The sequence below is a fragment of the Streptosporangium sp. NPDC001681 genome (assembly GCF_040298085.1).
GTDB lineage: Bacteria > Actinomycetota > Actinomycetes > Streptosporangiales > Streptosporangiaceae > Streptosporangium.
Window position 1 is genome coordinate 1 of record NZ_JBEOZN010000140.1, and the last position, 24633, is coordinate 24633.

The 24633-nt window shown below is 69.4% G+C and carries 28 protein-coding genes; 18 read left to right on the forward strand and 10 right to left on the reverse strand.

What is annotated here, in order from left to right; genetic code table 11:
• The first annotated feature begins 210 nt into the window (after nucleotides 1-210).
• The 3 genes from ABT130_RS39740 to ABT130_RS39750 are packed head-to-tail and all read left to right on the forward strand — an operon-like array spanning nucleotide 211 to nucleotide 2521.
• Nucleotides 211-1152, forward strand: coding sequence for an ATP-binding cassette domain-containing protein (locus ABT130_RS39740; RefSeq protein WP_350964595.1), 942 nt, complete (start codon nucleotides 211-213; stop codon nucleotides 1150-1152).
• A complete protein-coding gene (locus ABT130_RS39745) occupies nucleotides 1152-1973 on the forward strand; it encodes an ABC transporter permease (RefSeq protein ID WP_350964540.1) in 822 nt (273 codons plus the stop codon). Before ABT130_RS39740 ends, ABT130_RS39745 begins: the two co-directional genes overlap by 1 nt.
• Nucleotides 1970-2521 (forward strand): DUF1707 SHOCT-like domain-containing protein, encoded by a 552-nt coding sequence (locus ABT130_RS39750; protein ID WP_350964542.1) that lies wholly within the window; start codon nucleotides 1970-1972, stop codon nucleotides 2519-2521. Before ABT130_RS39745 ends, ABT130_RS39750 begins: the two co-directional genes overlap by 4 nt.
• Nucleotides 2522-2876: 355 nt before the next feature.
• Here ABT130_RS39750 and ABT130_RS39755 read toward each other — a convergent pair whose 3' ends face one another.
• Nucleotides 2877-3353 carry a DUF6194 family protein gene (locus tag ABT130_RS39755; RefSeq protein WP_350964545.1) on the reverse strand — a complete coding sequence of 159 codons (477 nt, stop codon included), beginning with the start codon at nucleotides 3351-3353 and terminating at the stop codon, nucleotides 2877-2879.
• Between the two features lie 87 nt (nucleotides 3354-3440).
• Between ABT130_RS39755 and ABT130_RS39760 the strand changes: the two genes are divergently transcribed.
• Nucleotides 3441-4169 (forward strand): MerR family transcriptional regulator, encoded by a 729-nt coding sequence (locus ABT130_RS39760; protein ID WP_350927005.1) that lies wholly within the window; start codon nucleotides 3441-3443, stop codon nucleotides 4167-4169.
• Nucleotides 4170-4359: 190 nt separating this feature from the next.
• Here the strand turns inward: ABT130_RS39760 and ABT130_RS39765 are convergent, their stop codons facing one another.
• Nucleotides 4360-4767 carry a RidA family protein gene (locus ABT130_RS39765; RefSeq protein WP_350964547.1) on the reverse strand — a complete coding sequence of 136 codons (408 nt, stop codon included), beginning with the start codon at nucleotides 4765-4767 and terminating at the stop codon, nucleotides 4360-4362.
• Between the two features lie 77 nt (nucleotides 4768-4844).
• On the opposite strand from ABT130_RS39765, the gene ABT130_RS39770 reads away from it, so the two are divergent.
• From ABT130_RS39770 to ABT130_RS39785, 4 genes are all read left to right on the forward strand, one after another.
• On the forward strand, nucleotides 4845-5504 hold the full coding sequence (locus ABT130_RS39770) for a TetR/AcrR family transcriptional regulator (RefSeq protein WP_350927001.1): 660 nt from the start codon (nucleotides 4845-4847) through the stop codon (nucleotides 5502-5504).
• 97 nt (nucleotides 5505-5601) lie between these two features.
• A complete protein-coding gene (locus ABT130_RS39775) occupies nucleotides 5602-6240 on the forward strand; it encodes an acyltransferase family protein (protein WP_350964550.1) in 639 nt (212 codons plus the stop codon).
• Nucleotides 6241-6444: 204 nt separating this feature from the next.
• Nucleotides 6445-6996: a YciI family protein gene (locus tag ABT130_RS39780; protein WP_350964553.1), complete on the forward strand. Its 552-nt coding sequence runs from the start codon at nucleotides 6445-6447 to the stop codon at nucleotides 6994-6996.
• A complete protein-coding gene (locus tag ABT130_RS39785) occupies nucleotides 6993-7607 on the forward strand; it encodes a class I SAM-dependent methyltransferase (RefSeq protein WP_350964556.1) in 615 nt (204 codons plus the stop codon). The genes ABT130_RS39780 and ABT130_RS39785 overlap by 4 nt, the downstream gene beginning before the upstream one ends.
• Before the next feature lie 294 nt (nucleotides 7608-7901).
• On the opposite strand, the gene ABT130_RS39790 is transcribed toward ABT130_RS39785, so the two are convergent.
• A complete protein-coding gene (locus ABT130_RS39790; protein ID WP_350926985.1) occupies nucleotides 7902-8504 on the reverse strand; it encodes a CGNR zinc finger domain-containing protein in 603 nt (200 codons plus the stop codon).
• A 67-nt stretch (nucleotides 8505-8571) separates the two neighbouring features.
• On the opposite strand from ABT130_RS39790, the gene ABT130_RS39795 reads away from it, so the two are divergent.
• Nucleotides 8572-8961, forward strand: coding sequence for a RidA family protein (locus ABT130_RS39795; RefSeq protein WP_350964558.1), 390 nt, complete (start codon nucleotides 8572-8574; stop codon nucleotides 8959-8961).
• Between the two features lie 128 nt (nucleotides 8962-9089).
• Nucleotides 9090-9314, forward strand: coding sequence for a hypothetical protein (locus tag ABT130_RS39800; protein ID WP_350964561.1), 225 nt, complete (start codon nucleotides 9090-9092; stop codon nucleotides 9312-9314).
• Here the strand turns inward: ABT130_RS39800 and ABT130_RS39805 are convergent.
• Entirely contained in the window at nucleotides 9252-9914 is a 663-nt protein-coding gene (locus tag ABT130_RS39805) for a response regulator (protein ID WP_350926979.1), read from the reverse strand. The two genes, ABT130_RS39800 and ABT130_RS39805, sit on opposite strands and share 63 nt — an antisense overlap.
• Nucleotides 9911-11089: a sensor histidine kinase gene (locus ABT130_RS39810; RefSeq protein WP_350926977.1), complete on the reverse strand. Its 1179-nt coding sequence runs from the start codon at nucleotides 11087-11089 to the stop codon at nucleotides 9911-9913. Before ABT130_RS39810 ends, ABT130_RS39805 begins: the two co-directional genes overlap by 4 nt.
• Nucleotides 11090-11252: 163 nt before the next feature.
• On the opposite strand from ABT130_RS39810, the gene ABT130_RS39815 reads away from it, so the two are divergent.
• Nucleotides 11253-12467 (forward strand): alpha/beta hydrolase family protein, encoded by a 1215-nt coding sequence (locus tag ABT130_RS39815; protein WP_350964563.1) that lies wholly within the window; start codon nucleotides 11253-11255, stop codon nucleotides 12465-12467.
• A 252-nt stretch (nucleotides 12468-12719) separates the two neighbouring features.
• Here the strand turns inward: ABT130_RS39815 and ABT130_RS39820 are convergent, their stop codons facing one another.
• A complete protein-coding gene (locus tag ABT130_RS39820) occupies nucleotides 12720-13235 on the reverse strand; it encodes a DUF4396 domain-containing protein (RefSeq protein WP_350964566.1) in 516 nt (171 codons plus the stop codon).
• A 660-nt stretch (nucleotides 13236-13895) separates the two neighbouring features.
• Here ABT130_RS39820 and ABT130_RS39825 point away from each other — a divergent pair.
• The 6 genes from ABT130_RS39825 (at nucleotide 13896) to ABT130_RS39850 (ending at nucleotide 19723) form a co-directional block, all read left to right on the forward strand.
• A complete protein-coding gene (locus ABT130_RS39825) occupies nucleotides 13896-14177 on the forward strand; it encodes a heavy-metal-associated domain-containing protein (RefSeq protein ID WP_350964569.1) in 282 nt (93 codons plus the stop codon).
• A gap of 142 nt (nucleotides 14178-14319) precedes the next feature.
• Nucleotides 14320-15750, forward strand: coding sequence for an MFS transporter (locus ABT130_RS39830; RefSeq protein ID WP_350964571.1), 1431 nt, complete (start codon nucleotides 14320-14322; stop codon nucleotides 15748-15750).
• Nucleotides 15751-15882: 132 nt separating this feature from the next.
• Entirely contained in the window at nucleotides 15883-16164 is a 282-nt protein-coding gene (locus ABT130_RS39835; protein WP_350926965.1) for a metal-sensitive transcriptional regulator, read from the forward strand.
• Between the two features lie 58 nt (nucleotides 16165-16222).
• On the forward strand, nucleotides 16223-16438 hold the full coding sequence (locus tag ABT130_RS39840; RefSeq protein WP_350964574.1) for a heavy-metal-associated domain-containing protein: 216 nt from the start codon (nucleotides 16223-16225) through the stop codon (nucleotides 16436-16438).
• Nucleotides 16435-17442, forward strand: coding sequence for a DUF8832 domain-containing protein (locus ABT130_RS39845; RefSeq protein WP_350964577.1), 1008 nt, complete (start codon nucleotides 16435-16437; stop codon nucleotides 17440-17442). The genes ABT130_RS39840 and ABT130_RS39845 overlap by 4 nt, the downstream gene beginning before the upstream one ends.
• Before the next feature lie 31 nt (nucleotides 17443-17473).
• Entirely contained in the window at nucleotides 17474-19723 is a 2250-nt protein-coding gene (locus ABT130_RS39850) for a heavy metal translocating P-type ATPase (RefSeq protein WP_350964580.1), read from the forward strand.
• 326 nt (nucleotides 19724-20049) lie between these two features.
• Here the strand turns inward: ABT130_RS39850 and ABT130_RS39855 are convergent, their stop codons facing one another.
• A complete protein-coding gene (locus ABT130_RS39855; protein ID WP_350964583.1) occupies nucleotides 20050-20802 on the reverse strand; it encodes an SDR family NAD(P)-dependent oxidoreductase in 753 nt (250 codons plus the stop codon).
• 470 nt (nucleotides 20803-21272) lie between these two features.
• Here ABT130_RS39855 and ABT130_RS39860 point away from each other — a divergent pair, with 470 nt between their 5' ends.
• Nucleotides 21273-21665, forward strand: coding sequence for a hypothetical protein (locus tag ABT130_RS39860; RefSeq protein WP_350964586.1), 393 nt, complete (start codon nucleotides 21273-21275; stop codon nucleotides 21663-21665).
• A gap of 277 nt (nucleotides 21666-21942) precedes the next feature.
• On the opposite strand, the gene ABT130_RS39865 is transcribed toward ABT130_RS39860, so the two are convergent.
• From ABT130_RS39865 to ABT130_RS39875, 3 genes are all read right to left on the reverse strand, one after another.
• Nucleotides 21943-22860: an aldo/keto reductase gene (locus tag ABT130_RS39865; protein WP_350964588.1), complete on the reverse strand. Its 918-nt coding sequence runs from the start codon at nucleotides 22858-22860 to the stop codon at nucleotides 21943-21945.
• The gene (locus ABT130_RS39870) at nucleotides 22857-23909 is read right to left on the reverse strand and encodes a glycoside hydrolase family 113 protein (protein ID WP_350964590.1); all 1053 of its coding nucleotides are present in this window, start codon (nucleotides 23907-23909) and stop codon (nucleotides 22857-22859) included. Before ABT130_RS39870 ends, ABT130_RS39865 begins: the two co-directional genes overlap by 4 nt.
• Nucleotides 23910-24225: 316 nt before the next feature.
• Nucleotides 24226-24633 (reverse strand): TCP-1/cpn60 chaperonin family protein (locus tag ABT130_RS39875; protein WP_350964592.1); only part of this gene is annotated, 408 nt, incomplete at its 5' end.

Genomic DNA, 24633 nt, shown 5'->3' on the forward strand with positions numbered 1-24633 from the left:
AGCCCCTCGGCGTCGGCGATCCGGATCGCCGCCTCGGTGATCTGCGCGCGGCTGTAGGTGGGCTTCGGCCCGCGGGCCGGGCGTTCGGGCCGCATCCAGATGTTCACGTACTCGGCGTCGGTCACCGTTCCACCCCCTACTTGCGTACATAGTACCCAGTAACTTAGCCTGGCCGCCATGACCGCGTACAACGTACCCAGTGGAGGGATCATGGCGGATCCGGTCGTCTTCGCCGAGGGGCTGCACAAGTCCTTCGGCGACACCCATGCGCTGCGGGGGCTGGACCTGAGCGTTCCGAGAGGAACGGTCTGCGGCGTGCTGGGGCCCAACGGCGCGGGGAAGACGACCGCGGTGCGCATCCTGGCGACCTTGTCCGATCCCGATGCCGGGCACGCCCGCATCGCCGGATACGACGTCGTCCGCGAGGCCGGCAAGGTGCGCGCCAGGATCGGGCTCGCGGGCCAGTACGCCGCCGTGGACGAGAAGCTCACCGGCCGCGGCAACCTGCGCATGTTCGGGCGCCTCTCCCACCTGTCCCGGCGCGAGGCGCACCGGCGGACCGACGAGCTGCTGGAGCGCTTCGGTCTGATGGACGCCGCCGATCGGCAGGTCACCGGCTACTCCGGCGGCATGCGGCGCCGCCTCGACCTGATCACCAGCCTCATCCTGCGCCCCGAGGTGCTCTTCCTGGACGAGCCGACCACCGGTCTGGACCCGCGCAGCCGCGGCGAGATCTGGGACAACGTCCGCGAGCTGGTGGCGGACGGCACCACGGTGCTGCTCACCACGCAGTACCTGGACGAGGCCGACCAGCTGGCCGACGACATCGCCGTCGTCGACCACGGACAGGTGATCGCCACGGGCACACCCGACGAGCTGAAGGCCACGATCGGCGACCGCCTCGACGTCGTCCTCGAAGACCCCGCCGCCCTGCGTCCGGCGGCGACCGTGCTGAAAGCCCTGGCCGGGACCGATCCCACGATGACCGGCGCCGACCGGCTCAGCGTCGCCCTGCCGGGCGGCGGCTTCCGGCTCGCCGACATCGTGCGCGAGCTCGACCGCGCCGGGGTCGCCGCGGCCGACGTGCGGCTGCGCCGCCCCACCCTGGACGAGGTGTTCCTGCGCCTCACCGACCGGAAGGAGCTGGTCTGATGACCGACCTCGCCCCGCCGCTGGGCCGCCGCCTGCGGTGGACGTTCACCGACGGGCTGACCCTGGTCGGCCGCGAGCTGGGACGGCTGCGGCACGATCCCGGCGAACTCGTCGCGGCGCTGATCTTCCCGGCCGTCATGGTGGTGCTGTTCGGGTACGTCTTCGGCAGCGCGATCCAGGTGCCGGACGGCGGCGACTACCGCGAGTACCTCATGCCCGGCCTGTTCGCGATGGTGACCTTCTCCGCGGTGATGGGGGTCATGACGCGGATGGCCACCGACGCCTCCCGCGGTGTGATGGACCGGTTCCGCTCCATGCCGATGGCGCGCTTGGCGGTGCCGTTCGGGCAGACCGGCGCCGACCTGCTGACCGGCCTGCTGATGCTGGCCATCATGGTGGGCGCGGGCCTGCTGGTGGGCTGGCAGCCGCACCGCGGCCTGATCCCCACGGCCCAGGCGTTCCTGCTGATGATCGTGCTGCGGTACGCGCTGAGCTGGGTGGGCGTCTATGTGGGCCTGGCGGTGAAGAACGACCAGGTCGCCGACGCGATGGTGCCACTGTTCCTGCCGTTCACGATGCTGTCGAACGCGTTCGTCCCGACCGGCGGCATGCCGGGCTGGCTGCGCTTCCTGGCCGACTGGAACCCGGTGAGCGCGCTCACCGCCGCCTCCCGGGAGCTGTTCGGCAATCCGGGCGCCCCGTCCGGAGACGTGGCCTGGCCGCTCGCTCATCCGGTGGCTACCGTCCTGCTCTGGTCGGCCGCGCTGCTGGTGGTGTTCGTCCCGCTGTCGGTCCGTACCTACAGTCGCTGGGGACGGTGAGGGCCCGGGCCGGCGGGTCGGACCGCCGGCCGCCGCTGATCAGCGAAGACGATCGCGACACGGCCGTGCAGCGCATACAGGAGGCGTACGCCGAAGGGCACATCTCACATCAGGAGATGGACGAACGCCTCCACCAGGCGCTCACCGCCGAGACGCACAGCGAGCTCGTGTCGGCTCTGGCCTCGCTCCCGGAGGAGAACGCGGGCACCACGTCTACGATTGCCGCCGTGAGCGGACGGATCCGGCGGCGCGGCGCATGGCGGGTACCTCGGATCCTCAAGGTCGAGTCCGCATTCGGAAGGGTGCATCTGGACCTGTCCCGGGCGGTCATCGAGCATCCGGTAGTCGACATCAAGGTGCAACTCGGCATCGGCAGGGCCAGGATCACGGTGCCTCGCGACGCGATCGTCGACGTCGAGGGGCTGCGCACCGGGTGGAAGGGCCCGCTCTACAAGACCCGGCGGCGCTCCCGCCCCGGCGGGCCGAGGATCCGGATCTCTGGGACCATGGGGTTAGGACGGTTGAAGATCCGCCACGCGCGGCGTTGAGGCCCCAACCGGCACCAGGGACCAATCGATCTCAGCGCGGCCGGCGTGTTCGCGGCGCCCTTCCTGCGACGGTTGACGCCCCACAGGCGGTCGTCGCGCCGCACCGGTGATCGCCAACGAGCCGGGGAGGGGCCGTGATGAGGACCGCTGAAGATCTTCAAGAAACCATGGTCATTTGAAGATCACCGCGCTGTTCCGGCGACATCGAGGAACCGCCCCCGGCGTTGATCGGCCACTCCCTGCTCACGGCGGCCCCCAACGGTGATCTTGGACGAGCCGTCGGAGACCTACCAGCAGGCAGACCTCGGGTGGGGAACGCCACCTCAAACTCCACGATCTCCAGGGCCACCTCACGTCAGCGCGCCGTGGATTCAGCGCGTCGCTCATAGCGCGAGCGTGCGAGGTGATGGGCCGTACACAGCAGCTCACGGGTTGCCGCCTCAGCACGCGGGCCCGGGTTCACCACTGCCAGCCAGCCGACGGCGCCGTAGACGGGGTGCGCGATCACGGTGTCGGCCGCGCTGGGGTCGACCTCGGTGGCGGCTGATTCGCGTGGCGCGTGACCGGTCCACCGGATGAACGCTTCCTTCCCCGCGGAGATGTTCACCCGGAAGGTGTCCGGCCGGTCCAGGCGCGACGCCTCGTCACCGGGGTAGTTCTTGGTCACGACCGTCGCGAAGGGCTGGGTCGTTGTCGGGGTGACACCATCAGGTGCGTAGTAGAAGAACGTGTCGCCCCAGCTGATCTCCGGCGAGCCGTCGCCAGGTGCCGGCCTGAGGGTCAAGACGCCGTCGAGGCCGTCGATGAAACTGATGATCTCGTCTATGGTCATGTGCTCTAGCGTTACATTAAAGTGCTTATGGAGACTTTGGGGCTGAGGGTAAGGGACTTCAGGGTGTCAGGTCTCAAATCACGGGACATGCGTACCGTCGATGTCGCGCGGCGCGCCGGGTGCTCCGTTCAACAGGTGCGCAATCTCGAACGTGACGGTGTGCTGCCGCCGGCGACGCGCACGGCTACGGGCTACCGGATCTACGGAGAGATACATCTACAGTCCGCGTTGGCCTACCGAGCCCTCGCGGCAGGCGCGGGCCCGACCGAGGCCAAGAAGATCGTTCGGGCCGTCCACCAGCTCCCCACCTCGCAGGTGCTTGCCCTTCTCGACGCGGCGCACGCCCGGCTCGACGCGGAGCGCACGGAACTGAGGCAGGCCAAGGAGGCCGCCCGGGCGATCTCCAGCGAGCCGATCGAAGACGTACGCGCATCGGACTCGATGGGTGTCTCCGAACTCGCCGCCGCCCTCGGCGTGCGCCCTTCGACGTTGCGGCACTGGGATGCCGAGGATCTTGTCGTCCCTGACCGCGACCCCGCGCGAGGAACGCGACGCTACACCCCCAACCAAGTACAGGATGCGCGGATCGTTCACCAACTGCGCAGGGCCGGTTACCGTATCGCCCCCCTTCGGGCCCTCATGCCGGAGCTACGGCGCGCCCGCCGGTTGGAGGATGTCGCCTCCGCGCTGGCTGCCAGAGACGCCGGCATCGCGGCTCGCTCCAAAGCCCTCCTCGACGGTGCCGCCGCACTCAGTGCTGTGCTCTCGCTCGCCACCTCGGCACCCCGCGACCCTGCCGACGCGAAACCCGCGTAGGTGGGGTGTCGTCAAGAAACGTCTCACCAGCCGCAAATGAGAGAGAACAGGAGCGGCACGTATCTCCGCGGCTTCACCGATCCCGAGATCTCCTCGAGCGCCACAGCGACGTGCTCTACACAGGGAACGCCCTGGCCCTGGGACGAGATGACCTGCATAGGCGCTCGGGAACCCCGAACTTGTTTCTTATTCAGTTGATGACCGCGGTGGCCTCGACCTCGACCAGGAGGTCGGGCTCGGCCAGTGCGGCGACGCCCACCCCGGTGAGCGGCGGGAGCGGGGTGACGCCCAGCTTCGCGGAGGCCCGGGTGACTCCCTCCACAAACAGGGGCATCTTGTCGGGGGTCCAGTCGACGAGGTAGACGGTCAGTTTCGCCACGTCGTCGAAGGAGCCGCCGACCTCGGCCAGGGCGGTGGCGATGTTGAGGTAGCACTGCTCGACCTGAGCGGCGAGGTCTCCTTCGCCGACTCTGCCCCCATCGGCATCGCGGGCGACCTGGCCGGCGATGAACACCAGCTTCGATCCGGTGGCGACCGACACCTGCCGGTAGATGTCGACCTTCGGCAGTCCTTCGGGGTTCACCAGGGTGATGGCCATGTTGACTCCTTGTCGTGAGAGCCCGTGGGCTCGGGATCCCGAAACTATAGCAGTGCAATGCTATGTATTCTGGTGCCATGGCGAGGACGAAGGACCCAGCGGTCCGCACTCTGCTCATCGAGCGGGCCGCACACATGCTCCGCACCCGCGAGCCCATCACCCTGCGCTCACTGGTGGCCGGGACCTGCGTATCGACGATGGCCGTCTACACCTACTTCGGCGGCATGGACGGCATGTGGAAGGCGCTGCGGCAGGAAGGCTTCACCCGCCTGGCGGCCAAGTTCTCGACGGTGACCACGTCCGAGGATCCGGTTCGGGACCTGACCGCCCTGGTCGCCGCCTACCTCGGCAACGCCCTGGAGCACCCCGACCTGTACCGGGTCATGTTCGACGCGAACTTCGACCTCGAAGACCTCAAGGCCGCGGACGCAACCTTGGAGTATCTGGTCCAAGCCGCCCGACGGGCCAGGGACGCCGACCGCTTCCGCGCCGACACCGACCCGCTGGAACTGGCGATCCAGAGCTGGGCCATCGGCCATGGGCTGGTCTCCCTGGTCGCCAACGGCCCTCTGCCCCGCCGGACGCTTGACCACGGCGCCCCCATGCTGACCGCGCTGTTCGTCGGCGCAGGAGATCAGCCCGACGGATGTCGCGCCTCGGTCGAGCAGGGTTGGAAGCAACTGCCCCCACCCGGCCAGGAGCCGGGGGCCGGGCAGGAACGCAACGGTGAGTCCTGACACCTTCCTCCCCGCATCGGAGCTGTCCGAGAAGGGACCCTTTGACGATCATGATCGACTGGTGGCGTGTGCGGCTTCGTAGCCGTGTTGATCATGTGTGAGAGTCGCACTCGTCGACCTGGTCCGATTCGGCGCGGGGGGACCCGCCTGGATCGGCTGGGTCAACGTGGCGGCGGGCTGGCTGGTGCCGTACTGCCTGGGCGCTGCCTGGGCCCGCGACCGCCTGCACGGTCGTACGACCGGGTGGGCGTTGCTGCGCGGCGGCACCGCCGCTACCGCCGCGCTCGTCCTGTGGGCCGGTTACCCGGCCTCCATGGTGGGGGTGCCGGGCGCCCGGATCTCAAACCAGTCTCCCCCCACCCTCGCGGCCGTCGCCTTCGGCCTCGCCCGGTGCGGGGCGGCGCTACTGCTGCCCGGCCCGCTGCGCCGGACACTGTCGCGGCCCGCCGCCTGGGCATTCGTGGCGCTGGCGAACCTGTCGGCGATGACAATCTTCCTCTGGCACCAGACCGCCATGATCGCGGTCACCGCCCTCGGCCTGCTCGCCGGCCGAGCCCTGCCCGGCCTGCACACCGTCCCGGACAGTCCAGCCTGGATGTTCGCCCGGCCGGCCTGGCTGCCCGCGTTCGCGGTGGCCCTGCTGACGTGCTGGGTCGCGTTCCACGCCCATGAGCATCGGCGGCACGAAGAACCCGGCTACCGCACGACCACATCCGAGCAGCCGCAGCCACGCTGATCATCGTCTCTCCGCGCATCGCGTAGTGATCGGCGATGTCCCGAACCCGATCCACTTGGCGAAGGCGTCGCGGGACTCGACCATGTTGGTGGCACGGGTGATGTTCTCCCGCAGCGCGCCGTCGGAGATCGGGGTTGAGGAACCTGCGGGCCGTTGTGTTTCCGGGACGACTTGTGCGAAGTGATCTGTTGGCAGGTGAAGACTATGGGCATGGAGTTCTTCTGCTACCACCGCGACCGGCCCGGCTCCGTAGCGCTGCGCGACGAGCTACTGGAAGAGCATTGGTCCTATATGGACCGGTATGCGAAGGAGATGATCGCCCGGGGCCCGACCCTCGCCGGCGACACCCCCACCGGCAGCGTGCACATCGTCGACCTGCCCGATCCCGTCGCCGCCCGCGCGTTCGCCTTCGACGAGCCGAACTACCAGGCCGGCGTGTACCGGGACGTGCTGCTGCGACGGTGGCGCAACACGCTGGGGCGCACCATGTGGGACTTCCCCGGCGGCCGGACCGGTGGCAACCGGTACCTGGTGCTCGGCCTCGGCACGGGGCAGGCCGCCGACCTCGCCGTACCGCCCGACCGGGACGCGCTGATCGCCTACGGGCCGTTGTCGTCCGACGACGGCGCCACCTGGCTGGGCACGGCGGCGCTGGTCCGGGCGCCGGACCCGGACACGGCACGCGCCATCCTGACCCCGGACCGGTACGCCGACATCGAGGTGCACAACTGGCAGTTCGGCGGGCGGCCGTCATGACCCGAGGACGTCCAGGTAGTGACGGCAGGCGATGGAACCACAACATCCATTACCACCCCCGCATCCTCCGCGCGGTCCCCGATGGCGCCCAGCGCGCCCTCGACGTCGGCTGCGGCGAGGGCATGCTCGCCCGTGAACTGCGGCGGGCCGTGCCGCACGTCACCGGCATCGACCTCGACGCGCCCAGCATCGACCAGGCCCGCGAGCACCCGGACGACGTCGACTACATCCTCGGCGACCTCCTCACCCATCCCTTCGAGCCCGCCTCGTTCGACGTCGTCGCATCCGTGGCCACCTTGCACCACATGGACGCCGCCACCGGATTGGCCCGCATGCGCGACCTGCTGCGCCCCGGCGGCGTCCTGGCCATCGTCGGCCTCGCCCGCAGCACCATGCCCAACGACCTGCCGCGCGACCTGGCCGGCGTCGCCGTCGGTACCTTCCACCGCGCCACGAAGGGCCACTGGGAGCATCCGTCCCCCATGGTGTGGCCGCCGCCGGTGACCTACCCGCAGATGCGAGCGCTGGCCGCCGAGATCCTGCCCGGCTCCCGGTACCGCCGTCACCTGCTGTTGCGCTACAGCATCACCTGGCGCAAACCGCAGGACTGAGCGGGGCCGGCCGGCCAGGTCCTGCGCGACCCCGCAGGCAGCGAGCCGCCGCAGGAACGGACCGCCGAACTACGGCTCACACACCCCATTCTCCCGCAACGTCGCAGACCGCACCTTGCTCGCGGCGGTCCGGACGCCCAGCGCCGCACGGCCTGAACTGAGAACTCAAGGTCCGAAACGGGCGTAGGCGTTCGCCGGGCACCTCCGGCCCGCCGCCACGAGGCCATCGATCGGCCCCATGGGAAGTCAGTGGGAACGGGCACGTACGGGCTGGGACAACAGCTTGAGGCTGCGTCACGGGTTCATGGCCCGCCGGGCGCGGAGAGCCCGGAGCTTGTGGCGGTTGCCGCAGCGCTCCATCGCACACCAGCGCCGAGCGCCGGGGCGGGACGAGTCGACGAACACCAGCGGGCAGTCGTCGCTCGCGCACTCGCGGATGCGCCCGGAGAGCGGCCCGGACAGCAGCTCGATCATCTCCCGCGCCAGCGTCGACAGCGCTTGCGTTGCCCGCACCGGCGACGCCCACCCCGCGGTCGTGCCGCCGGCGGCGAGCTCGGGGACCAGCGGCGCCGCGGCCGCGGCCCGGTTGATGGCCGCGACCGCCCCGGTGGGGAGGGGGCGACGCGCCGCCCGGGCGTGCGCCGCGTCCCAGATCGCCTGGCGGAGGGCCTTGGCCGCGGTCAGCTCGCGAGCCGTCACGGGGACCGTCATGACCGCGGCCAGCGGCGGCTGGGCCAGCCATTCACCTAGGTCGGCGGGCTCGTGGAGGGTCTCGAACACCGCGTACCGGCCCTCGCCGCCCGTGTGGGCGAAGTCCAGGCAGACGGCGCCGGCGTCGAACCAGAACGACCCTCCCTTGGGGTCGTGCAGCGTCCGTCCGGTTGTACTCACTCGCATGAAACCACTATAACTGGTGTCGAAACGAAACCTCTTTTACTGGTTTCATCGTCAAGGGAGGCAACGCATGGGTGTACGGCATATCAACCCCGAGGGGCTTCATCGCAGCCCGGCGTTCAGCCAGGCCGTCGTGGTCGAACAGCCGACGAAGACGATCTACGTCGGCGGGCAGAACGGCGTCGACGCCGACGGTAAGGTCGTCGGTCCCACGGTCGAGGAGCAGAGCAGCCAGGCGCTGCGCAACCTCGCGACCATCCTGGAGAGCGAGGGGGCGAGCCTGGCGAACATCGTGCACTGGTCCATCGCCGTGGTGGACGGCCACGCGTTGAACGAGGGTTTTGCCGCCTTCCAGCAGGCGTGGAACCCTGCCGACCCACCCCCGGCCATCACGGTCCACGTCGTCGCCGGCCTGGGCCCCGGGTTCCTCGTCGAGATCGACGCCGTCGCCGTCGTGTGACGCCCCCGGGAGCGGGACCATCCACCGGTCGTCGGGGTGACCCGGTTTTGATGCTGGGTGCGACCCGGCAGCGACGACCAGGTGGAGGTCACCCGTCATCATGCGCGCCCTGGACCCGGGGGTGATGGATGCCGTGGCGCCTCACCCCGCTCACCAACGCCGTGATCACCTGGACCACCGAGCACTACGGCAAGGCGATCGGCGAGCTCCGCGCCCAGGGCCGCGACGTCTCCGACGAACTGCTGTCGTTCATCGCCCCCAGCCATCGGAGCGGGACCCGTACAGGCTGGTCAACCCGGCTGGATGAGGCGGGACTCGTAGGCGAAAACCACGGCCTGCACCCGGTCGCGTAGCTGGAGTTTGTCCAGGATTCTGCCCAAGTGGGTCTTCACGGTTGCTTCGGCCAGGTGCAGGGCCGCAGCGATCTCCGCGTTGGACAGGCCGCGGCCTACCTGGATGAGCACCTGGCGTTCGCGGGTGGTCAGGCGGGCGAGTCGTTCGTCCTGACCGGGACCGCCGCCGTTGAGCAGTTGCGGGGCGAAGTTCTCCAGCAGGCGGCGGGTGATCCTCGGGGACACCACCGCGTCGCCGCCGGCGATGCTGCGGATGGCGGCCAGCAGATCGTCCGGGCGGGAGTTCTTCAGCAGGAAGCCGGACGCGCCTGCCTTGAGGCCCGCGAAGGCGTATTCGTCCAGGTCGAAGGTGGTCAGAATGAGCACTCGGGTCTGCGGGCAGTCACGGACAATCCGGCGGGTGGCCTCGATGCCGTCGGTGCCCGGCATCCGAACGTCCATGAGGACGACGTCGGGGTGGAGCTGACGTGCCAGGCGTTCGGCCTGGGCGCCGTCGGCGGCCTCACCTACCACCGACATGTCGGGCTGGATCTCGAGAACCATCGTGAAGGCCATGCGCAGCAACGACTCGTCATCGGCGAGCAGGATTCGAATCGTCACGCCGCACTCCCGCCTCGCGAGCCTTCCTGGAGCATCCCCTGGTGGGGTGCGGTGAGATCCAGCCGGGCCGATACCTGCCAGCCTCCTGCCGGGAACGGACCTGCCCAGAAGGTCCCGCCGTAGGCGGCCACCCGGTCGCGCATGCCTTTGATGCCGTGCCCGCCGCCGATGGTTGCCGGGGTGGTGCCGTTGTTGGTGACCTCCAGGGTGACGGCCTCGGGCGAGACCTCGACCCGGACCTCGGCACGGGTTCCGGGCGAGGTGTGTTTGAGCGCGTTGGTCAGGGCTTCCTGGACCAGGCGGTAGACGGTGAGCTGGGCGGCGGCCGGGATCTGGGCGGCGTCGCCGTACACCTGGAGGCTGGTTGCGAGCCCGGCGGCTCGCAGCCGGTCGACCAGGGCCGGGAGCTGGGCGAGACCGGGCGTTGGGTGCCGCCGCAGGTCGTCGGCCGCCCGCGATCCCGTCCCATCGGCAGCGTCCGGCTCGTGGTCATTGGCGTGCAGGGCGAGGCTACGGCGCATGTCGGCCAAGGCCTGGCGGCCGGTTTCCGCTATCTGGCCGATGGCGGCGGCCGCCTTGTCCGGGGCGCTGGCGCGGACGTAGTGGGCGCTGTCAGCGAGAGCGATCATGACGGAGAGGTTATGGGTGACGATGTCGTGCATGTCGCGTGCCATCCGAGCCCGGTCCTCGGCGACCGCGAGCCGGGCCCGCTGGTCGCGGTCGCGTTCCAGCGCGGCGAGGTAGGCACGCCTGGTCCGCATGCTCGTGCCGGTGACGGCCGCGGCGGCAGTCATCGCCGTCAACGCCACCACCGACAGGAGGAACCGCCCCTCTGGCGCCCACCGTGCCGAGGCCAGCACCGCCCCGGCCTCGACCACCGCCGCGGCCGCGAGCGTGCGCCGCCACGTCGCGTGCGTGCCGACGCTGTACAGGGCCACCAGCAGCGCCACGTCGGCGGGCAGTTGCACACCGGCCAGCCACTGAAGGCCTGCCACCGCCGCGATCAACGCGAACACCGTCAGCGGGGCGCGCCGCCGCCACACCAGGGGCAGCACAAGGCCGGCCTGGAGGAGCACAACCTCAAGACCGCCCCGCAGAACCTGGCCGGGGCCGAGGGTGACGAGGAAGATCGCGGCGGCCAGCAGGGCGTCGAGCATCCAGGGCCGGCCGTTCATACCGCCACACTAAGCGACCTACCGGCCCGAATTCTCTCCTCCTGCGGGAGGAGGGTCAGCCCGAAGTCGTATGGCCGGATCAGCTCCCTGCCGCTCGTGCGGGCCGGAAGACCGCTGGAAGGCTCCTGAACCGCGATTACGCATCGAGAACGGAGCCGACCACATGCCGACCACCGCATTCACGCGCCGCCGCGTGGCCATCGCCTCACTCGCCCTCGCGACCACCGCCGCCATCCCGTTGACAGCCCACCCCGCCAACGCCTTCTCCGGCAGCGGCGCGACGATCGCCGAGGCAGCCACCAGGCTCGCCGTTTCCTCCGCCCCTGCCACCAGGTTGACGTTGCCTGCCCCCACGGGGCGGTATTCGATCGGCACTCGTGCGTTGCGGCTGGTGGACTCGTCGCGGCGGGATCCGCTGGTGAAGGCGCGGCCGTATCGGGAGCTGATGGTGAGCCTCTGGTATCCGGCCGGCCCCTCCGATCGTCCTTTGGCACCGCACATGTCACAGATGGCGGCGGCCGACTGGGACCGGCATTCGGCACCCGCGATGGGAATCAAACAGGGCAGCATGGACTGGGCTGCCACGACGACCCACGCCCGGGAAGGGGCGCCGGTCGACCGGAGGGCCGGGTCGCTGCCGGTGGTACTGTTCGCGCCGGGGGACGGTGGACCGCGGACCCTCGGCACGGTGCTCGTAGAGGAGCTGGCCAGCCGTGGCTACCTGGTGGTCACCGTGGATCACACCTACGAGGCCGATCAGGTCGAGTTCCCCGGGGGGAGGGTCGAGCGGGCCGTCCCGCTGCCGTCGAAGCTGACGCCGAACGTCATCGCGAAGCTGCTCAGAAAGCATGCCAAGATCCGCCTGGCGGATATGAGGTTCGTACTCGACCGCCTCGACAAGATCGCCGGACTGCGCGGTGTCATGGACCTCTCGAAGATCGGGATGCTCGGCCAGTCCATCGGCGGATCCGTGGCCGCCCAGCTCGCCCACGACGACCCTCGCATCGACGCGGGCGTCAACCTCGACGGCTCCTATGTGGGCCCCATAGCAGGGACAGGGGTGGGCAGGCCGTTCCTGCAGTTCGCCGCCCAGGCGCACACCCGGGCAGGCGACCGTACCTGGAAGTCCTTCTGGAACGCCTCCAGCGGGTGGAAGCGCGAGCTGAGACTGGCCGGCGCGGCGCATGGATCGTTCACCGACCTGCAGGTCATGCTGCCCCAGGTCAAGGATCTCGTCGGCACGATCGATCCGGCACGGTCGGTGGCGGCGCAGCGTGCCTACATCACCGCCTTCTTCGACCTGCATCTCAAGGGGCAGGCCACACACCTGTTCGACGTGCCGGACCAGCGCTATCCCGAGATCACGCTGGTTTCCTGACCACCGGCCGCCGCGGACGAGCGAGGGCGAGTCGCCGACCGCGGTAGTGGAGCTGCGGGCGCCATCATCGGCACCCGCAGCTCCGACGTCCCCCATCCCGACACCCTCGAAGGGTTCCTGCCGCCCCTCCCCCACGCCCGCGCCCTCATCGATCCCGGCCGCCTCACCTCTCCCTCGTCCTGGCCGCCACCGCCGCCACCGCCGGACTCGGCGAACGCGGCCAGGATAAGGTCACGCCGCGGACCTGATACGTCAGCGGTGGTAGGCGTGGACGACTGCATGCCCACGGCCCTTGGCGATCAGCCAGCGGTTGACCGGCACGGTCAGCACGAAGGCCAGCGCCAGGGAGAAGGCCAGGGCGGCCCAGAACAGGACGCTGGCCAGACCGGCGTCCATGGCGCCAGGCACGGTGAGCATCACGGTGTTGTCGATGATCTCCATGACCGCGATGGAGACGGTGTCGGCGGCCAGGGCGACCTTCAGCGCCTGGCGCATGTCCAGGCCCGCCTTCAGGACGCCGCGCATGGTGAGGGCGTAGCCGAAGACGAAGGCGAGCGTGATAGACAGCGCGACGGTGGCGCCCGCGTGCAGTCCCACCGCGGTCCCGATGATCATTCCGAGGACCTCGCCGATGGCGCAGCCGGTCAGGCAGTGCAGTGTCGCCTGGGCGGCGGTGCGCCAGGAGGAGCCGCCGTGCGCTCCCGCGTGTCCGGCGTGGCCGTTTCCGGTCGGGCTGTGCGTGCTGTGGTCGTGGGTCGAGTGGTCCATGGCCTGTCATATCCCTTTCGATCGTGGGCCCGCCTGATGACGCCCACGCCGGAAATATACCCCTAGGGGGTATAAATTGCCAAGAGGGAGCACTGCCGGGACACCGGGGACGCACGAACGACGCGGCCTGGCACCGGGCCAGGACAGGGGGGTTGCCCAGTGCCGAGCGGGGCGTTCATCTGGTCGATCTCCTCGCCCTGTGAGGCGGCGATGATCTCAGCCCCGCACAGGTCCTTGGCAGGGACGTAGGAGCCGGCGGTCTTCTTGGTTTCGGCCATCGCGGCCGTGCCCCGATGGCGGGCGGCCGTCATCTACAGGAACGCGGCATCGAAGGCCTTACCGGAGGCTTTCACCGGCAGCAGTCGCGTGCCCGCCGGCCGAGGGGGACGGCGCACTGCGGCAGGTACCTCATGAGTCCCAGTCCCTGCGCCTGGCGGACAGCCCGGGTGCCCCGCTCCCGGCAATGTCTGGGCCGTTGAGCACCCCCTCCGCAGACTTGGTGATCACAGCGCTGTGCACGTCCGGACCATCTGGGGGCGGTTCGCCGCAATCCACCTCATCCGTGAAATCGGATTCCTCTATCGGAATTAAACCCCTAGGGGGTATGTTAAGGTCACACATCGAGGTACCCCACCGGGGTACAAGCGAGAGGAGAACCTCATGTGCACGGCATGTGCGTGCGGCACCGCGATCTCCACCTCCGCGCAGGTGGAGACCGGCGGCGGAACCGCCTACCAGGTCAGCGGGATGACCTGCGGACACTGCGTCTCCTCAGTCTCCGCTGAGATAGGCAAGGTCGGCGGCGTCACCGGCGTCCAGGTCGACCTGGCCAGCGGCGCGGTCACCGTCAGCGGAGCCGGCTTCTCTGACGAGGAGATCCGCGCGGCGGTGGAGCAGGCAGGTTACGCCCTGGTCGAGACCTCGCCTGCCAGCGCCTCCTAGAGGAACGTCGCCTGAGCAGACAGATGGTGGGCGTGCATTGGCGTGCACGCCCACCTGCGGGGCCGGTCCGAGTCGAATCACACCCAACCCCCTATGACACATCCTGCCACCCGGCGGGGATGTGCGGAATCAGGAGTGCGGCATGAACGCCGTCAATCCACGCAGGTGGCAAGCACTCATCGTGCTCGCCGCCGCGCAGTTCATGGTCATCATGGACACCTCCATCATCGGTGTCGCCCTGCCCGACATGCAGCGCGACCTCGGCTTCTCCCAGGGCAGCCTGCAGTGGGTCTTCAACGCCTACGTCATCGCCTTCGGCGGCCTGCTGCTGCTCGGCGGCCGGCTGTCGGACCTGTTCGGCGCCCGCAAGGTCTTCACCACCGGCTGGATCATCCTGATCGCCGGCTCCATCGTCGCCGCGGCGGCGGGTAACGCCTGGGTGGAGATTCTCGGCCGCGGCGTCCAAGGGGTCGGCGGCGCGCTCATCGCCCCGGCCTCGATGACCCTGCTCATGATGCTCTTCGGACACAATCCGCGCGAGCTGGGCAAGGCCATGGCCCTGTACGGCGCCGCCGCCCCGGCCGGCGGCACCGCCGGCGTGTTCCTCGGCGGCGTCATCACCGAGTATCTGAGCTGGCCGTGGGTCTTCATCGTTTACGTGCCGATCGGCCTGGCCACCCTGGCCGCGGTCCCGGCTCTACTGCCTGCCGTCCAGGGCAAGCGCGGTTCGGTCGACGTGCTGGGCGCCATCGCGGTCACCGCGGGCATCGCCCTGGCCGTCTACGCCATCGTGCGCGCTCCCGAGCAGGGCTGGAGCTCGGCTGCGACGCTGCTGGAGTTGGCCGGAGCCGTCGCACTGCTGATCGTGTTCCTGGTCATCCAGCGCACCGTCCGCGAGCCCCTCATGCCGCTGGGCATCTGGCGCACCCCCGGCCTGGCCACCGCGAACCTGGCGATGGCGCTGCTCGGCGCCGCCTGGATCCCGATGTGGTACTTCCTCAATCTCTACCTGCAGCAGGTTCTCGGCTACGGCGCCTTCGCCAGCGGCGCGGCGCTACTGCCGATGACCATCGCCATCATGATCTTCATGATCGGCATCACCGCCCGGCTGCTCGGCCGGTTCGGTGCCAAGCCGCTCATCGCCGGTGGCCTGCTCGTCCTGGCCGCCGGGGTGGCGGGCCTGTCCCTGGTCCGTCCGGACGGGGCGTTCATCTCCGACGTGCTGCCCGCCTCGCTGATCGCCGCAGTCGGCATGTCCCTGGCCTACATCCCCGCGATGATGACGGCCATGTCCGGGGTGCGGCCACAGGAGAGCGGGCTGGCCTCCGGCATCGTCAACACCACCTACCAGGTCGGCTCGGCCCTGGGCCTGGCCGTCATGACCGCGATCGCCACCTCCCAGGGCGCCGCTGAGCTGGGGAATCTGCCCAGGCTCACCGACGGATTCCAAGGCGCCTTCATCGGCGCCGGGGCCGTGGCCGCCATAGGGGCCGTGCTCACCCTGCTGCTCATGCGCAAGGCCAAGCCGACGCCCACCGACACCGACGCGCAGCGAGAAGCGGCGCGCGCCTGACACGGTTCGGGGGTGTGCCCCGGCACGCCCCCTTCCGCTCTCCCCACGGTGCATCCGAATTCACCAACCACCCGGAATACTATAGGGGGGTATGGTGTTAGAAGAGATGTAAAGCTGAACATAGGGGGACAAATGCATGGATACGCCGACACCAAGCAGGATCACCTGCGGCGGCTGCGCCGGATCGAAGGTCAGGCCCGCGGGCTGCAGCGGATGGTCGAGGAAGACAAGTACTGCATCGACATCCTCACCCAGGTCTCAGCGGCCAACCGGGCCCTGCAGTCCTTCGCCCTATCCCTGCTGGAAGAGCACCTGGCGCACTGCGTGGCCGAAGCCACCGCCAAGGGCGGGCCCGAGGCCGAAGCCAAGATCAAGGAAGCCTCCGACGCCATCGCCCGCCTTGTCCGCTCCTGACCCCACCCATAACCATCCTGATCAGCACACGGATCCACGCATGAAGAGGAGGGCCGGCATGGCCACCACCAGCACCTACACCGTCAAGGGCATGACCTGCGACCACTGCGTCAGCTCGGTCACCGAAGAAGTCACCGAGGTCCCGGGCGTCACCGGTGTCACCGTGGACCTGGCCACCGGCCTGGTCACCGTGGACAGCGACGGCCCCATCGACGAGGCCATGATCACGGCCGCTGTCGAAGAGGCCGGATACGAAGTGGTGGCTCCGTCATGAACACACCCGTCAAGCTCGGCGCCTACGCCCTGGGGCTCGTTGTGATCTTCGGTGGAGCTCTTGGAGCCGGCACCGCGGTGGGCTCCACCGGAACGCCGCCCGCCGCCAACGGCCACCAGACCCATACGCCCCCACCCCCGAACCAGACGGCCGACGGTCATGGAGCTCACGCACAGCCGACTCCCAGCCAGGCAGCGACCGCGGCATCCATCCCAGGAGGGCTTCAAGTGTCCCAGGACGGCTACACCCTGACCCTCGAGACGACGACCGTCACGCCCGGCGAGCCGGCGGACCTCCGGTTCACCGTGACCGGCCCCGACGGTCACCCGGTCACCGGTTACCAGACACTGCATGACAAGAAGCTGCACTTCATTGTGGTCTCCCGCGATCTGAGCGGCTTCCAGCATTTGCACCCCGAGCTGACCGGCGACGGCGTGTGGTCGGTGAAGCTGACACTGCCCGAAGCGGGCGCCTATCGGGTGTTCGCCGACTTCGCCCCCGAGGGTGGCACCGGCCTGACCCTTGGTGCCGACCTGCACGCGGACGGCGCCTACAAGCCCAAGGCGCTGCCGGCGGCCAACCGTACGTCCAAGGTCGACGGCTACATCGTAGAGCTCGACGGGGCACTCACCCCGGGTGCCTCCAGCAAGCTCACTTTGAAGGTGAGCAAGGACGGCCGCCCGGTCACCGATTTGCAGCCCTACCTGGGTGCCTACGGTCACCTGGTCGCCCTGCGCGCCGGAGACCTGGCCTACCTGCACGTGCACCCCGACGGAGAGCCGGGCGACGGCAAAACGCCCTCCGGCCCGGAGATCACCTTTTACGCCGAGGTGCCCAGCCGGGGCGACTACCGGCTGTTCCTGGACTTCCAGCACGAGGGAGCCGTGCGCACCGCCGCCTTCACCGCCCGCGCCGGTGAACTCCCCACGCCGGCCACCACCTCAAGCCCGACGCCGACGGCCACCCCATCGGCGTCCGCCTCCCACGGCGATCACAACCACTGACCTCTGGCATGACGAGCGAAAGGAGCAGGTGATGTCTCCCCTCACCGACGACAGACCGCAAGGCACGGTCGAACTCTCGATCGGTGGCATGACCTGCGCGTCCTGCGCCAACCGGATCGAGCGCAAGCTCAACAAGCTCGACGGCGTCACCGCGACCGTCAACTACGCCACCGAGAAGGCCAAGGTCACCTTCGGCGAAGGCGTCGATCCGCAAGATCTCATCGCCGAAGTCGAGAAGAGCGGCTACACCGCCGCACTTCCTGTGAAGCCGGACAGCGGCACACAGCAGGACGGATCACAGACCGACCCGGCCGATGAACTTCGGCCGCTGCGCCAGCGGCTGGTCACCGCGGTGGTGCTCGCCGTGCCGGTGATCGCGATGGCGATGATCCCGGCGCTGCAGTTCACCAACTGGCAGTGGCTGTCGCTCGTCCTGGCCGCACCGGTCGTGGCCTACGCGGGCTGGCCCTTCCACCGGGCGGCCTGGACCAACCTGCGCCACGGCGCCGCCACCATGGACACCCTGGTCTCGCTCGGCACCATCGCCGCGCTCGGCTGGTCGTTGTGGGCGCTGTTCTTCGGCAGCGCGGGTACCCCGGGTATGACTCACCCGTTCGCGTTCACGATCGAGCGCACCGACGGCTCGGGCAACATCTACCTCGAGGCGGCCGCGGGCGTGACCGCGTTCATCCTGGCGGGGCGCTACTTCGAGGCCCGCTCCAAGCGCCGCGCCGGCGCCGCGCTGCGGGCCCTGCTGGAACTGGGGGCCAAGGACGTCGCGGTGCTACGCGATGGCAAGGAGGTCCGCATCCCCTCCGACCAGCTCAAGGTCGGGGACCGGTTCGTGGTCCGGCCCGGCGAGAAGATCGCCACCGACGGCGTGATCGAGGAGGGCTCCTCCGCCATCGACGCCTCCATGCTCACCGGCGAGTCGGTGCCGGTCGAGGTGGGTCCCGGCGAGACGGTGACCGGCGCCACCGTCAACGCCGGTGGCCGCCTGCTCATCCGCGCCACCCGCATCGGCGCAGACACCCAGCTCGCCCAGATGGCCAAACTGGTCGAGGATGCCCAGACGGGCAAGGCTGCCGTGCAGCGGCTGGCCGACCGCATCTCTGGGATCTTCGTCCCGATCGTGATCGCGCTGGCCGTCGGCACGCTCGGCTACTGGCTCGGCACCGGCGACGGTGCCGGTGCGGCCTTCACCGCCGCGGTCGCCGTGCTGATCATCGCCTGCCCCTGCGCCCTGGGCCTGGCCACCCCGACCGCGTTGCTGGTCGGCACCGGTCGCGGAGCCCAGCTCGGCATCCTGATCAAGGGCCCCGAGGTCCTGGAATCCACCAGGAAGATCGACACCGTCGTGCTCGACAAGACCGGCACCGTCACCGAAGGCAAGATGACCCTCACCGACGTCCACCTCGCCGACGGCGAGGACGCCACCGAGGTGCTGCGCCTGGCCGGCGCCCTGGAGCACGCCTCCGAGCACCCCATCGCCCAGGCCGTCGCCCGGGGCGCCGCCGAACGCGTGGGCGAGTTGCCCGTTGCCGAGGACTTCGCCAACCTCGAAGGCCTCGGCGTCCAAGGCATCGTCGACGGGCACGCCGTGCTGGTGGGCCGCCCCGCACTGCTCGCCGAATGGTCACAGCCCCTGCCGGTGGAACTGGAACGGAAACTGCAGGCGGCTCAGGCGGCGGGCCGTACCGCGGTCGCGGCCGGCTGGGATGGGAAGGCCCGCGCGGTGCTGGTGGTGGCCGACACGGTCAAGCCGACCTCGGCCGAGGCCATCCGCGATCTCCGAGCGCTGGGACTGAGGCCGGTGCTGCTCACCGGCGACAACGAGACCGTGGCCCGGTCGGTGGCCGTCGAGGTCGGCATCGACGAGGTGATCGCCGAGGTGCTGCCCGCCGACAAGGTCGACGTCGTCAAGCGCCTGCAGGCCGAGGGCAGGTCGGTGGCCATGGTGGGCGATGGCGTCAACGACGCCGCGGCACTGGCTCAGGCCGACCTGGGCCTGGCCATGGGCACCGGCACCGACGCCGCCATCGAGGCCTCCGACCTCACCCTGGTCCGCGGCGACCTGCGGGTGGCCGCCGACGCCATCCGCCTGTCCCGCCGCACCCTGGCCACCATCAAGGGCAACCTGTTCTGGGCCTTCGCCTACAACGTGGCCGCCCTGCCGCTGGCCGCACTCGGCCTGCTCAACCCCATGATCGCCGGAGCCGCGATGGCGTTCTCCTCGGTCTTCGTGGTCGGCAACAGCCTGCGCCTGCGCAGCTTTAAGTAAGACCAACCTCATCTGAGACCGCTCGGCTTCGAGCGGACACCGTGACGGCCTCCGGCATTGTGCCGGAGGCCGTCACGCCATTTTCCGGAAACCAGACCCGTGCGGACAGTCGATGGCCCGAATCTCAGTGACTCCGGCAGCAGAGTTCGGTTCAGCGCCCAGCGGGCCTGAATCCCCTCGAAAGTTGAGCCGTCCTCACCGGCGTCGAGCAACTCCCGCACCAACGGGCCGGGTCGTAAGCTCGGCAGCGTGACGTGGCACGGGTGCCCTTGGCCTTCACCCGCGCCCGGCGCCCTGCCAGGTCCAGGTCCTCCAGCCGCACAGGTCTAGATGGACCGGTGCATGCCCCCGTCGACGGTGAAGGTCTCTCCAGTGATGTAACCTGCCGGCCCCGAGGCGAGGAACACGATGAGCGCGGCCGCTTCCTCGGCAGTCCCGAACCGACCGGCGGGGATCAGTTTGCGGGCGAACTCCTCTCGGGCCTCCTCCGTGGGAAAGTGGGTGCGGAGTTGCTCGCTGTCGATTCGCCCCGGCGCCACGCAGTTCACGGTGACCTTCTGCGATGCGACCGTACGCGAGAACCCCTTGGCCCAGAGAATGCACGCCGCGACCGCCGCCTGAGCCGCCGACACCGCGACGGGCTCAAGGATGCCGACGAGATTCACGACACGCCCCCGGCCACCTGCCGCCATAAGGGGCAGAAATTCCTGGGCCAACCGCCGCTTGGAGTGGAAGTTGAGTTCGAACTGACTCTGCCACAGCGCCTCGTCGAGGCCGGCGCCCGCAGGTTCGGCGCGCCCGGCGTTGTTGATCAGGATGTCGAGTAGGCCAAGGCGTTCCTCCACTTGCCGCCTCAACCGTACCGCCGCGCTCGGGTCGGTAAGGTCGGCTGCCAGACAGAGGGGTCGCGGGTGGCCCTCGGCCGCGATCTCCTCCGCGAGTTCCTCAAGAAGGTCAAGCCGTCGCGCGACCAGAACGACCTGTGCTCCTTCAGCGGCCAACATGCGCGACGTCGCCATGCCGATACCGGCGCTCGCACCTGTTACCAGGGCGCACCGCCCTGAGAGCCCAAGATCCATCTTCTCTCCTACGCGTCAGTGCCGGCGTCCGACGGCACGCGGAAATCGGTACGGGCGCCGCAACACTAGGTCCACGATCGCAAGCATGTCAAGCAATCGCTTGATTTACTCCGGCCCTCTCGACGCCGGGCCGGTCAACCGGCGGTGATAGGGATCCCGGCGGTACTGACCTGTGCTAGCGCGAGCCGGGGAGTTCCGTTGCGGGCGGCGTGGGTCTGCCCACGCAGGGATTGCCGGCGTCCCGGCAGGGGTCCCGGTAGCAACGGGGCAGAATCCAACGAATCCGACCCCGAACTGCGGTGATGTGGTGTTGCGTGCCGAGAGGGAAGGGACTGTCCGCCCTGGTTGTCGGTGCTGAGGGGATGATCCGCGGGTCAGCGAGGTTATAGGGGCGGTGTACTCGGCGCGGGCCTGTTCGAGGGTGTCGGGGTAGCGCTGGGTCTTCGCCGTCTGGGCGCCTGCAGTTCCACATGTTCGGTGCCTTCGATGACTTCCTGCGCGAGCTCATCGGCGAGGGCACCGTCGGCCGGGACTTCCTGTGCGGCAGGGGTTTCTCGGGTGCCGGTGGGTGCGACGCGCCGCAGGAGCAGAAGCGCGAGCACAAGCAGCGCTGCAGCCGGCCCGCCGCTGATGATCGCGGCGGCGTGCAGTCCGGAGGCGAAAGCGTTGCGCACGGTTGCAGCCATCGCCTCGCCGAACTCGCCGGGGAGGCGTTCGGCGATGGCCGGCCGAGATTGCCAGCCGCCTCCCTCACCACGTCTGCGGGCGCGCCTGCCGGGGAGGCGGCCTGCACGTGGTCGCGGTACACGGCTACCGTCACACTGCCGGTGGCGGCGATGCCGAAGGCAAGACCGAGCTCGTAGGCGGTCTGCCCGGCTCTGGTTGCGGGCACCGTTGGCGGCCATCACCCGCCGCCGGGCGGCGGCGTCCGGGTGGAAGCCGGGACCGTTTCTCCTTCGTCTGCGTCGGCAGCACCCGAAGGCAACCGAGTGCAACCAGCGCTCGGTCCACGCCGCCCGGGGCGCCGCCGAACTCACTGAAGGCCGATGACGCGCTCGCTGAAGTTCAGGTGGCGCTCAACAAAGACCACAAGATCAACGCGGTTTGGGGCTCATAACGTGATTCTTACCGGCACCCCTCCTACCTCGCGCTGAGGCGGTCCCGCAGTGCGTCGTACACGTCCATCGGGAGTGGGCCCTTCTGGGCAGCTGCGACGTTGGCCCGCACGTGCGTTACCTGGGTCGAGCCGACGATCAGCGAGTGCAGATCCTGGTGAGTGAGGATGAAGCGGAGCAGGAGTTCCATCATCGAGGCGCCGTCCGCCAGATCGTCCAGGTTGGCGGCGGCGAGTCGCGCGTGGCGGTCGGCGAGCGGCCGGCGTATCGGCTCCGGTATGGCCTCGGGCGGAGCCATGAGCGGGCGGGCGATTGAGCCGTGCGCGATCGTCCCCGCGCCGGCTGCCGCGGCGGCGCTGATGAGTTCCTCGTGGGAGCGGTCGAGCGCCGAGTAGGGGAGGAGGAAAACGTCGAACGCCCCGATCGCGATGTGCTCCGGAAGGTTGGGCAGATTCCCCGACATGCCGGTGAAGCGGATCGCGCCTTGGTCCTGAAGGGCCTGCATCTCGGCGATGGTGTCCTCGGCCTGCATCTCGGCGACGCTCGGGCTCATGTGCACCATCAAGATGTCAAGGTGGTCGGTGCGCATCCGGCGCAGGCTCCGCTCGACGCACGCGCGGACGTTCGCCTTGGTGTAGACGTGCGGCGGAACCGTCCGCGGGTCACCGTCCGCGGCGAGTGGGCAGCCGCACTTGCTGGTGAGGATGAACTCGTCGCGCCGGTGGGAGATCCAGCGGCCGATGTGCTCCTCGGCGTCGCCGTAGTCCGGCGAGGTGTCGATGAGGTTCACTCCCGAGTCGAGGACCGTGTTCAATACCGTGCGGGCCTGATCGTCGCTTATCGGTTTGCCCCACGCCTGTGACCCGCGCATCTCCATCGCTCCGTAGCCGAGGCGGCTCGCCTGCAATCCGGTCCTTCCGAGCTTCGCGGTTGGCAGCGTCACGTCATCGTCCTCTCTTCGGTCCCGGCCGTCCTGGCGCGTCCGTATTCGGCCAGGGCGTGGAAGGCGGCCTTGGGTTCCCACGGCAGCCCCGGATAGGTCGTCCCTGTGCGGCCGTGCTCCAGGATCTTGACGATGCCGAAGCTGGCGGTGTCGAAGTCCCGTTCGGGCTCGGAGGCCGTCGGCAGGTCCCGGCGGGCGAACGTGTTGATGAATGCCGTGTCCGTGCCCTCCTCGTGGTAGATGTCGAGGAGCTCGCGCACGTATTCGGCTTGTTCTTCTTCGTCCCGTATGACGGCTGCGGTCAGGCGGGCGGGGCGGGCGCGTTCGTCCCATTCGACGATGGAGTCGCCGCGTCCGCCCAGAGCGGCGGCTCCGCGGTGGGTGGCGCAGCCGAACTCGGTGACGGCGAACGGCTTGCTCTGCGAGGTCTGCGCGCGGAGACTCTCACGGAAACCGTGCGCGGTGGCCGCGTCACGGTATCCGGCGTCGGTGGCGATCAGGTCGAACGGAGCCCAGTCCACGCCTTCGAAGGGCAGGGAGGCGTAGCTGACCGGGCCGCCGAACCGTTCGCGCACCGCGGCGACGGCTCGGGTGAGGAAGGCGTTGACGCGGGCGGGCACTTCGGGGAGCGCGGCGCGCAGCCGCGCGGGCTCGGCCATCATGCCAAGCCGCTCCTCCAAGCTGTCTCCGGGCAGAAATCCGCTGGTGAGCAAGCTGATCTCGGAACCGGTGAGGAATACGACGCGAGTCCCTGCCTGGCGCAGGCGTTCGGCCCGTTCGGCACCGTCGACGATGAATGTCATCAGCTCGTCTTGGGTGAGGCCGTTGGTGAACGGCGAGTACCAGACCTCCAGGCCCGCGCGGGCGGCGTGGTGTGCGGCGGTCTCAAGGCGGTCCGGGTCTCCTCCGGTGATGCGGACCGCGTCGCAGTGCAGTTCGTCGCGGATGATCTGCATTTCGCGGCGCACCGTGTCCGGGTCGAAGGGCTCGTGGGTGGTGGTTCCGGTAGATGGGAAGCCGGTGTCGTAGGTGACACCGTAGGCACGCATCAGGGGCCTCCGTGTGTGGTTTTGTGCGGGTAGGACATGCGAGGGGATGCGGGCTGGGGAAGGCCGCACTCTCGTGCAGCATCCGAAACAGCGTCCTGTCGCGCGGCGGGAGGTCGTGACACTGCCACAGGGATTCGATCCGGTGCCGGTCGATGACCTCGGCCTGCGACGGCTCTCGACCACGACGGGCCGGTCCTGGTGGGGCTGTCGATGCCGAGCGTTCATGGCACGCATCCCCGATGCACATCGACGAGCCGGTCCCAAAGGCTAGGAAATCCGCCGACCCGTGTCCGCGACGCACAGGTTGAAGATCAGGTTAGAAGTCCATGTCGCCGCCGCCGGGCATGGCGGGAGCGGCTCCGGCCTTCTCGGGCTTCTCGGCGATGACGGCCTCGGTGGTGAGGAACAGCGCCGCGATGGAGGCGGCGTTCTGCAGAGCCGAGCGCGTCACCTTGGCCGGGTCGATGATGCCTGCCTCGAACAGGTTGACGTACTCGCCGGTGGCGGCGTTGAGACCCTCACCCGCAGGAAGGTTGCGCACCCGCTCGACCACGACGCCGCCCTCGAGGCCGGCGTTGACGGCGATCTGCTTCAGCGGCTCCTCCAGGGCCTTGCGCACGATGGCGGCGCCGGTGGCCTCGTCGCCGGAGAGCTCCAGCTTGTCGAACGCCTTGGCGCCGGCCTGCAGCAGAGCCACGCCACCGCCGGGGACGATGCCCTCCTC

What these genes read in the sequence shown, in the direction of transcription:
- ABT130_RS39840 (WP_350964574.1), top strand. Translation starts at nt 16,223, where the DNA reads ATGGCCACCACCAGCACCTACACCGTCAAGGGCATGACCTGCGACCAC.
- ABT130_RS39810 (WP_350926977.1), bottom strand. Translation starts at nt 11,089, where the DNA reads ATGAACGGCCGGCCCTGGATGCTCGACGCCCTGCTGGCCGCCGCGATC.
- ABT130_RS39835 (WP_350926965.1), top strand. Translation starts at nt 15,883, where the DNA reads ATGCATGGATACGCCGACACCAAGCAGGATCACCTGCGGCGGCTGCGC.
- ABT130_RS39760 (WP_350927005.1), top strand. Translation starts at nt 3,441, where the DNA reads ATGCGTACCGTCGATGTCGCGCGGCGCGCCGGGTGCTCCGTTCAACAG.
- ABT130_RS39765 (WP_350964547.1), bottom strand. Translation starts at nt 4,767, where the DNA reads ATGGCCATCACCCTGGTGAACCCCGAAGGACTGCCGAAGGTCGACATC.
- ABT130_RS39790 (WP_350926985.1), bottom strand. Translation starts at nt 8,504, where the DNA reads ATGCGAGTGAGTACAACCGGACGGACGCTGCACGACCCCAAGGGAGGG.
- ABT130_RS39855 (WP_350964583.1), bottom strand. Translation starts at nt 20,802, where the DNA reads ATGGATCTTGGGCTCTCAGGGCGGTGCGCCCTGGTAACAGGTGCGAGC.
- ABT130_RS39740 (WP_350964595.1), top strand. Translation starts at nt 211, where the DNA reads ATGGCGGATCCGGTCGTCTTCGCCGAGGGGCTGCACAAGTCCTTCGGC.
- ABT130_RS39845 (WP_350964577.1), top strand. Translation starts at nt 16,435, where the DNA reads ATGAACACACCCGTCAAGCTCGGCGCCTACGCCCTGGGGCTCGTTGTG.
- ABT130_RS39820 (WP_350964566.1), bottom strand. Translation starts at nt 13,235, where the DNA reads ATGGACCACTCGACCCACGACCACAGCACGCACAGCCCGACCGGAAAC.
- ABT130_RS39870 (WP_350964590.1), bottom strand. Translation starts at nt 23,909, where the DNA reads ATGCGTGCCTACGGTGTCACCTACGACACCGGCTTCCCATCTACCGGA.
- ABT130_RS39850 (WP_350964580.1), top strand. Translation starts at nt 17,474, where the DNA reads ATGTCTCCCCTCACCGACGACAGACCGCAAGGCACGGTCGAACTCTCG.
- ABT130_RS39755 (WP_350964545.1), bottom strand. Translation starts at nt 3,353, where the DNA reads ATGACCATAGACGAGATCATCAGTTTCATCGACGGCCTCGACGGCGTC.
- ABT130_RS39745 (WP_350964540.1), top strand. Translation starts at nt 1,152, where the DNA reads ATGACCGACCTCGCCCCGCCGCTGGGCCGCCGCCTGCGGTGGACGTTC.
- ABT130_RS39825 (WP_350964569.1), top strand. Translation starts at nt 13,896, where the DNA reads ATGTGCACGGCATGTGCGTGCGGCACCGCGATCTCCACCTCCGCGCAG.
- ABT130_RS39780 (WP_350964553.1), top strand. Translation starts at nt 6,445, where the DNA reads ATGGGCATGGAGTTCTTCTGCTACCACCGCGACCGGCCCGGCTCCGTA.
- ABT130_RS39860 (WP_350964586.1), top strand. Translation starts at nt 21,273, where the DNA reads ATGTTCGGTGCCTTCGATGACTTCCTGCGCGAGCTCATCGGCGAGGGC.
- ABT130_RS39795 (WP_350964558.1), top strand. Translation starts at nt 8,572, where the DNA reads ATGGGTGTACGGCATATCAACCCCGAGGGGCTTCATCGCAGCCCGGCG.
- ABT130_RS39800 (WP_350964561.1), top strand. Translation starts at nt 9,090, where the DNA reads ATGCCGTGGCGCCTCACCCCGCTCACCAACGCCGTGATCACCTGGACC.
- ABT130_RS39785 (WP_350964556.1), top strand. Translation starts at nt 6,993, where the DNA reads ATGACCCGAGGACGTCCAGGTAGTGACGGCAGGCGATGGAACCACAAC.
- ABT130_RS39815 (WP_350964563.1), top strand. Translation starts at nt 11,253, where the DNA reads ATGCCGACCACCGCATTCACGCGCCGCCGCGTGGCCATCGCCTCACTC.
- ABT130_RS39770 (WP_350927001.1), top strand. Translation starts at nt 4,845, where the DNA reads ATGGCGAGGACGAAGGACCCAGCGGTCCGCACTCTGCTCATCGAGCGG.
- ABT130_RS39830 (WP_350964571.1), top strand. Translation starts at nt 14,320, where the DNA reads ATGAACGCCGTCAATCCACGCAGGTGGCAAGCACTCATCGTGCTCGCC.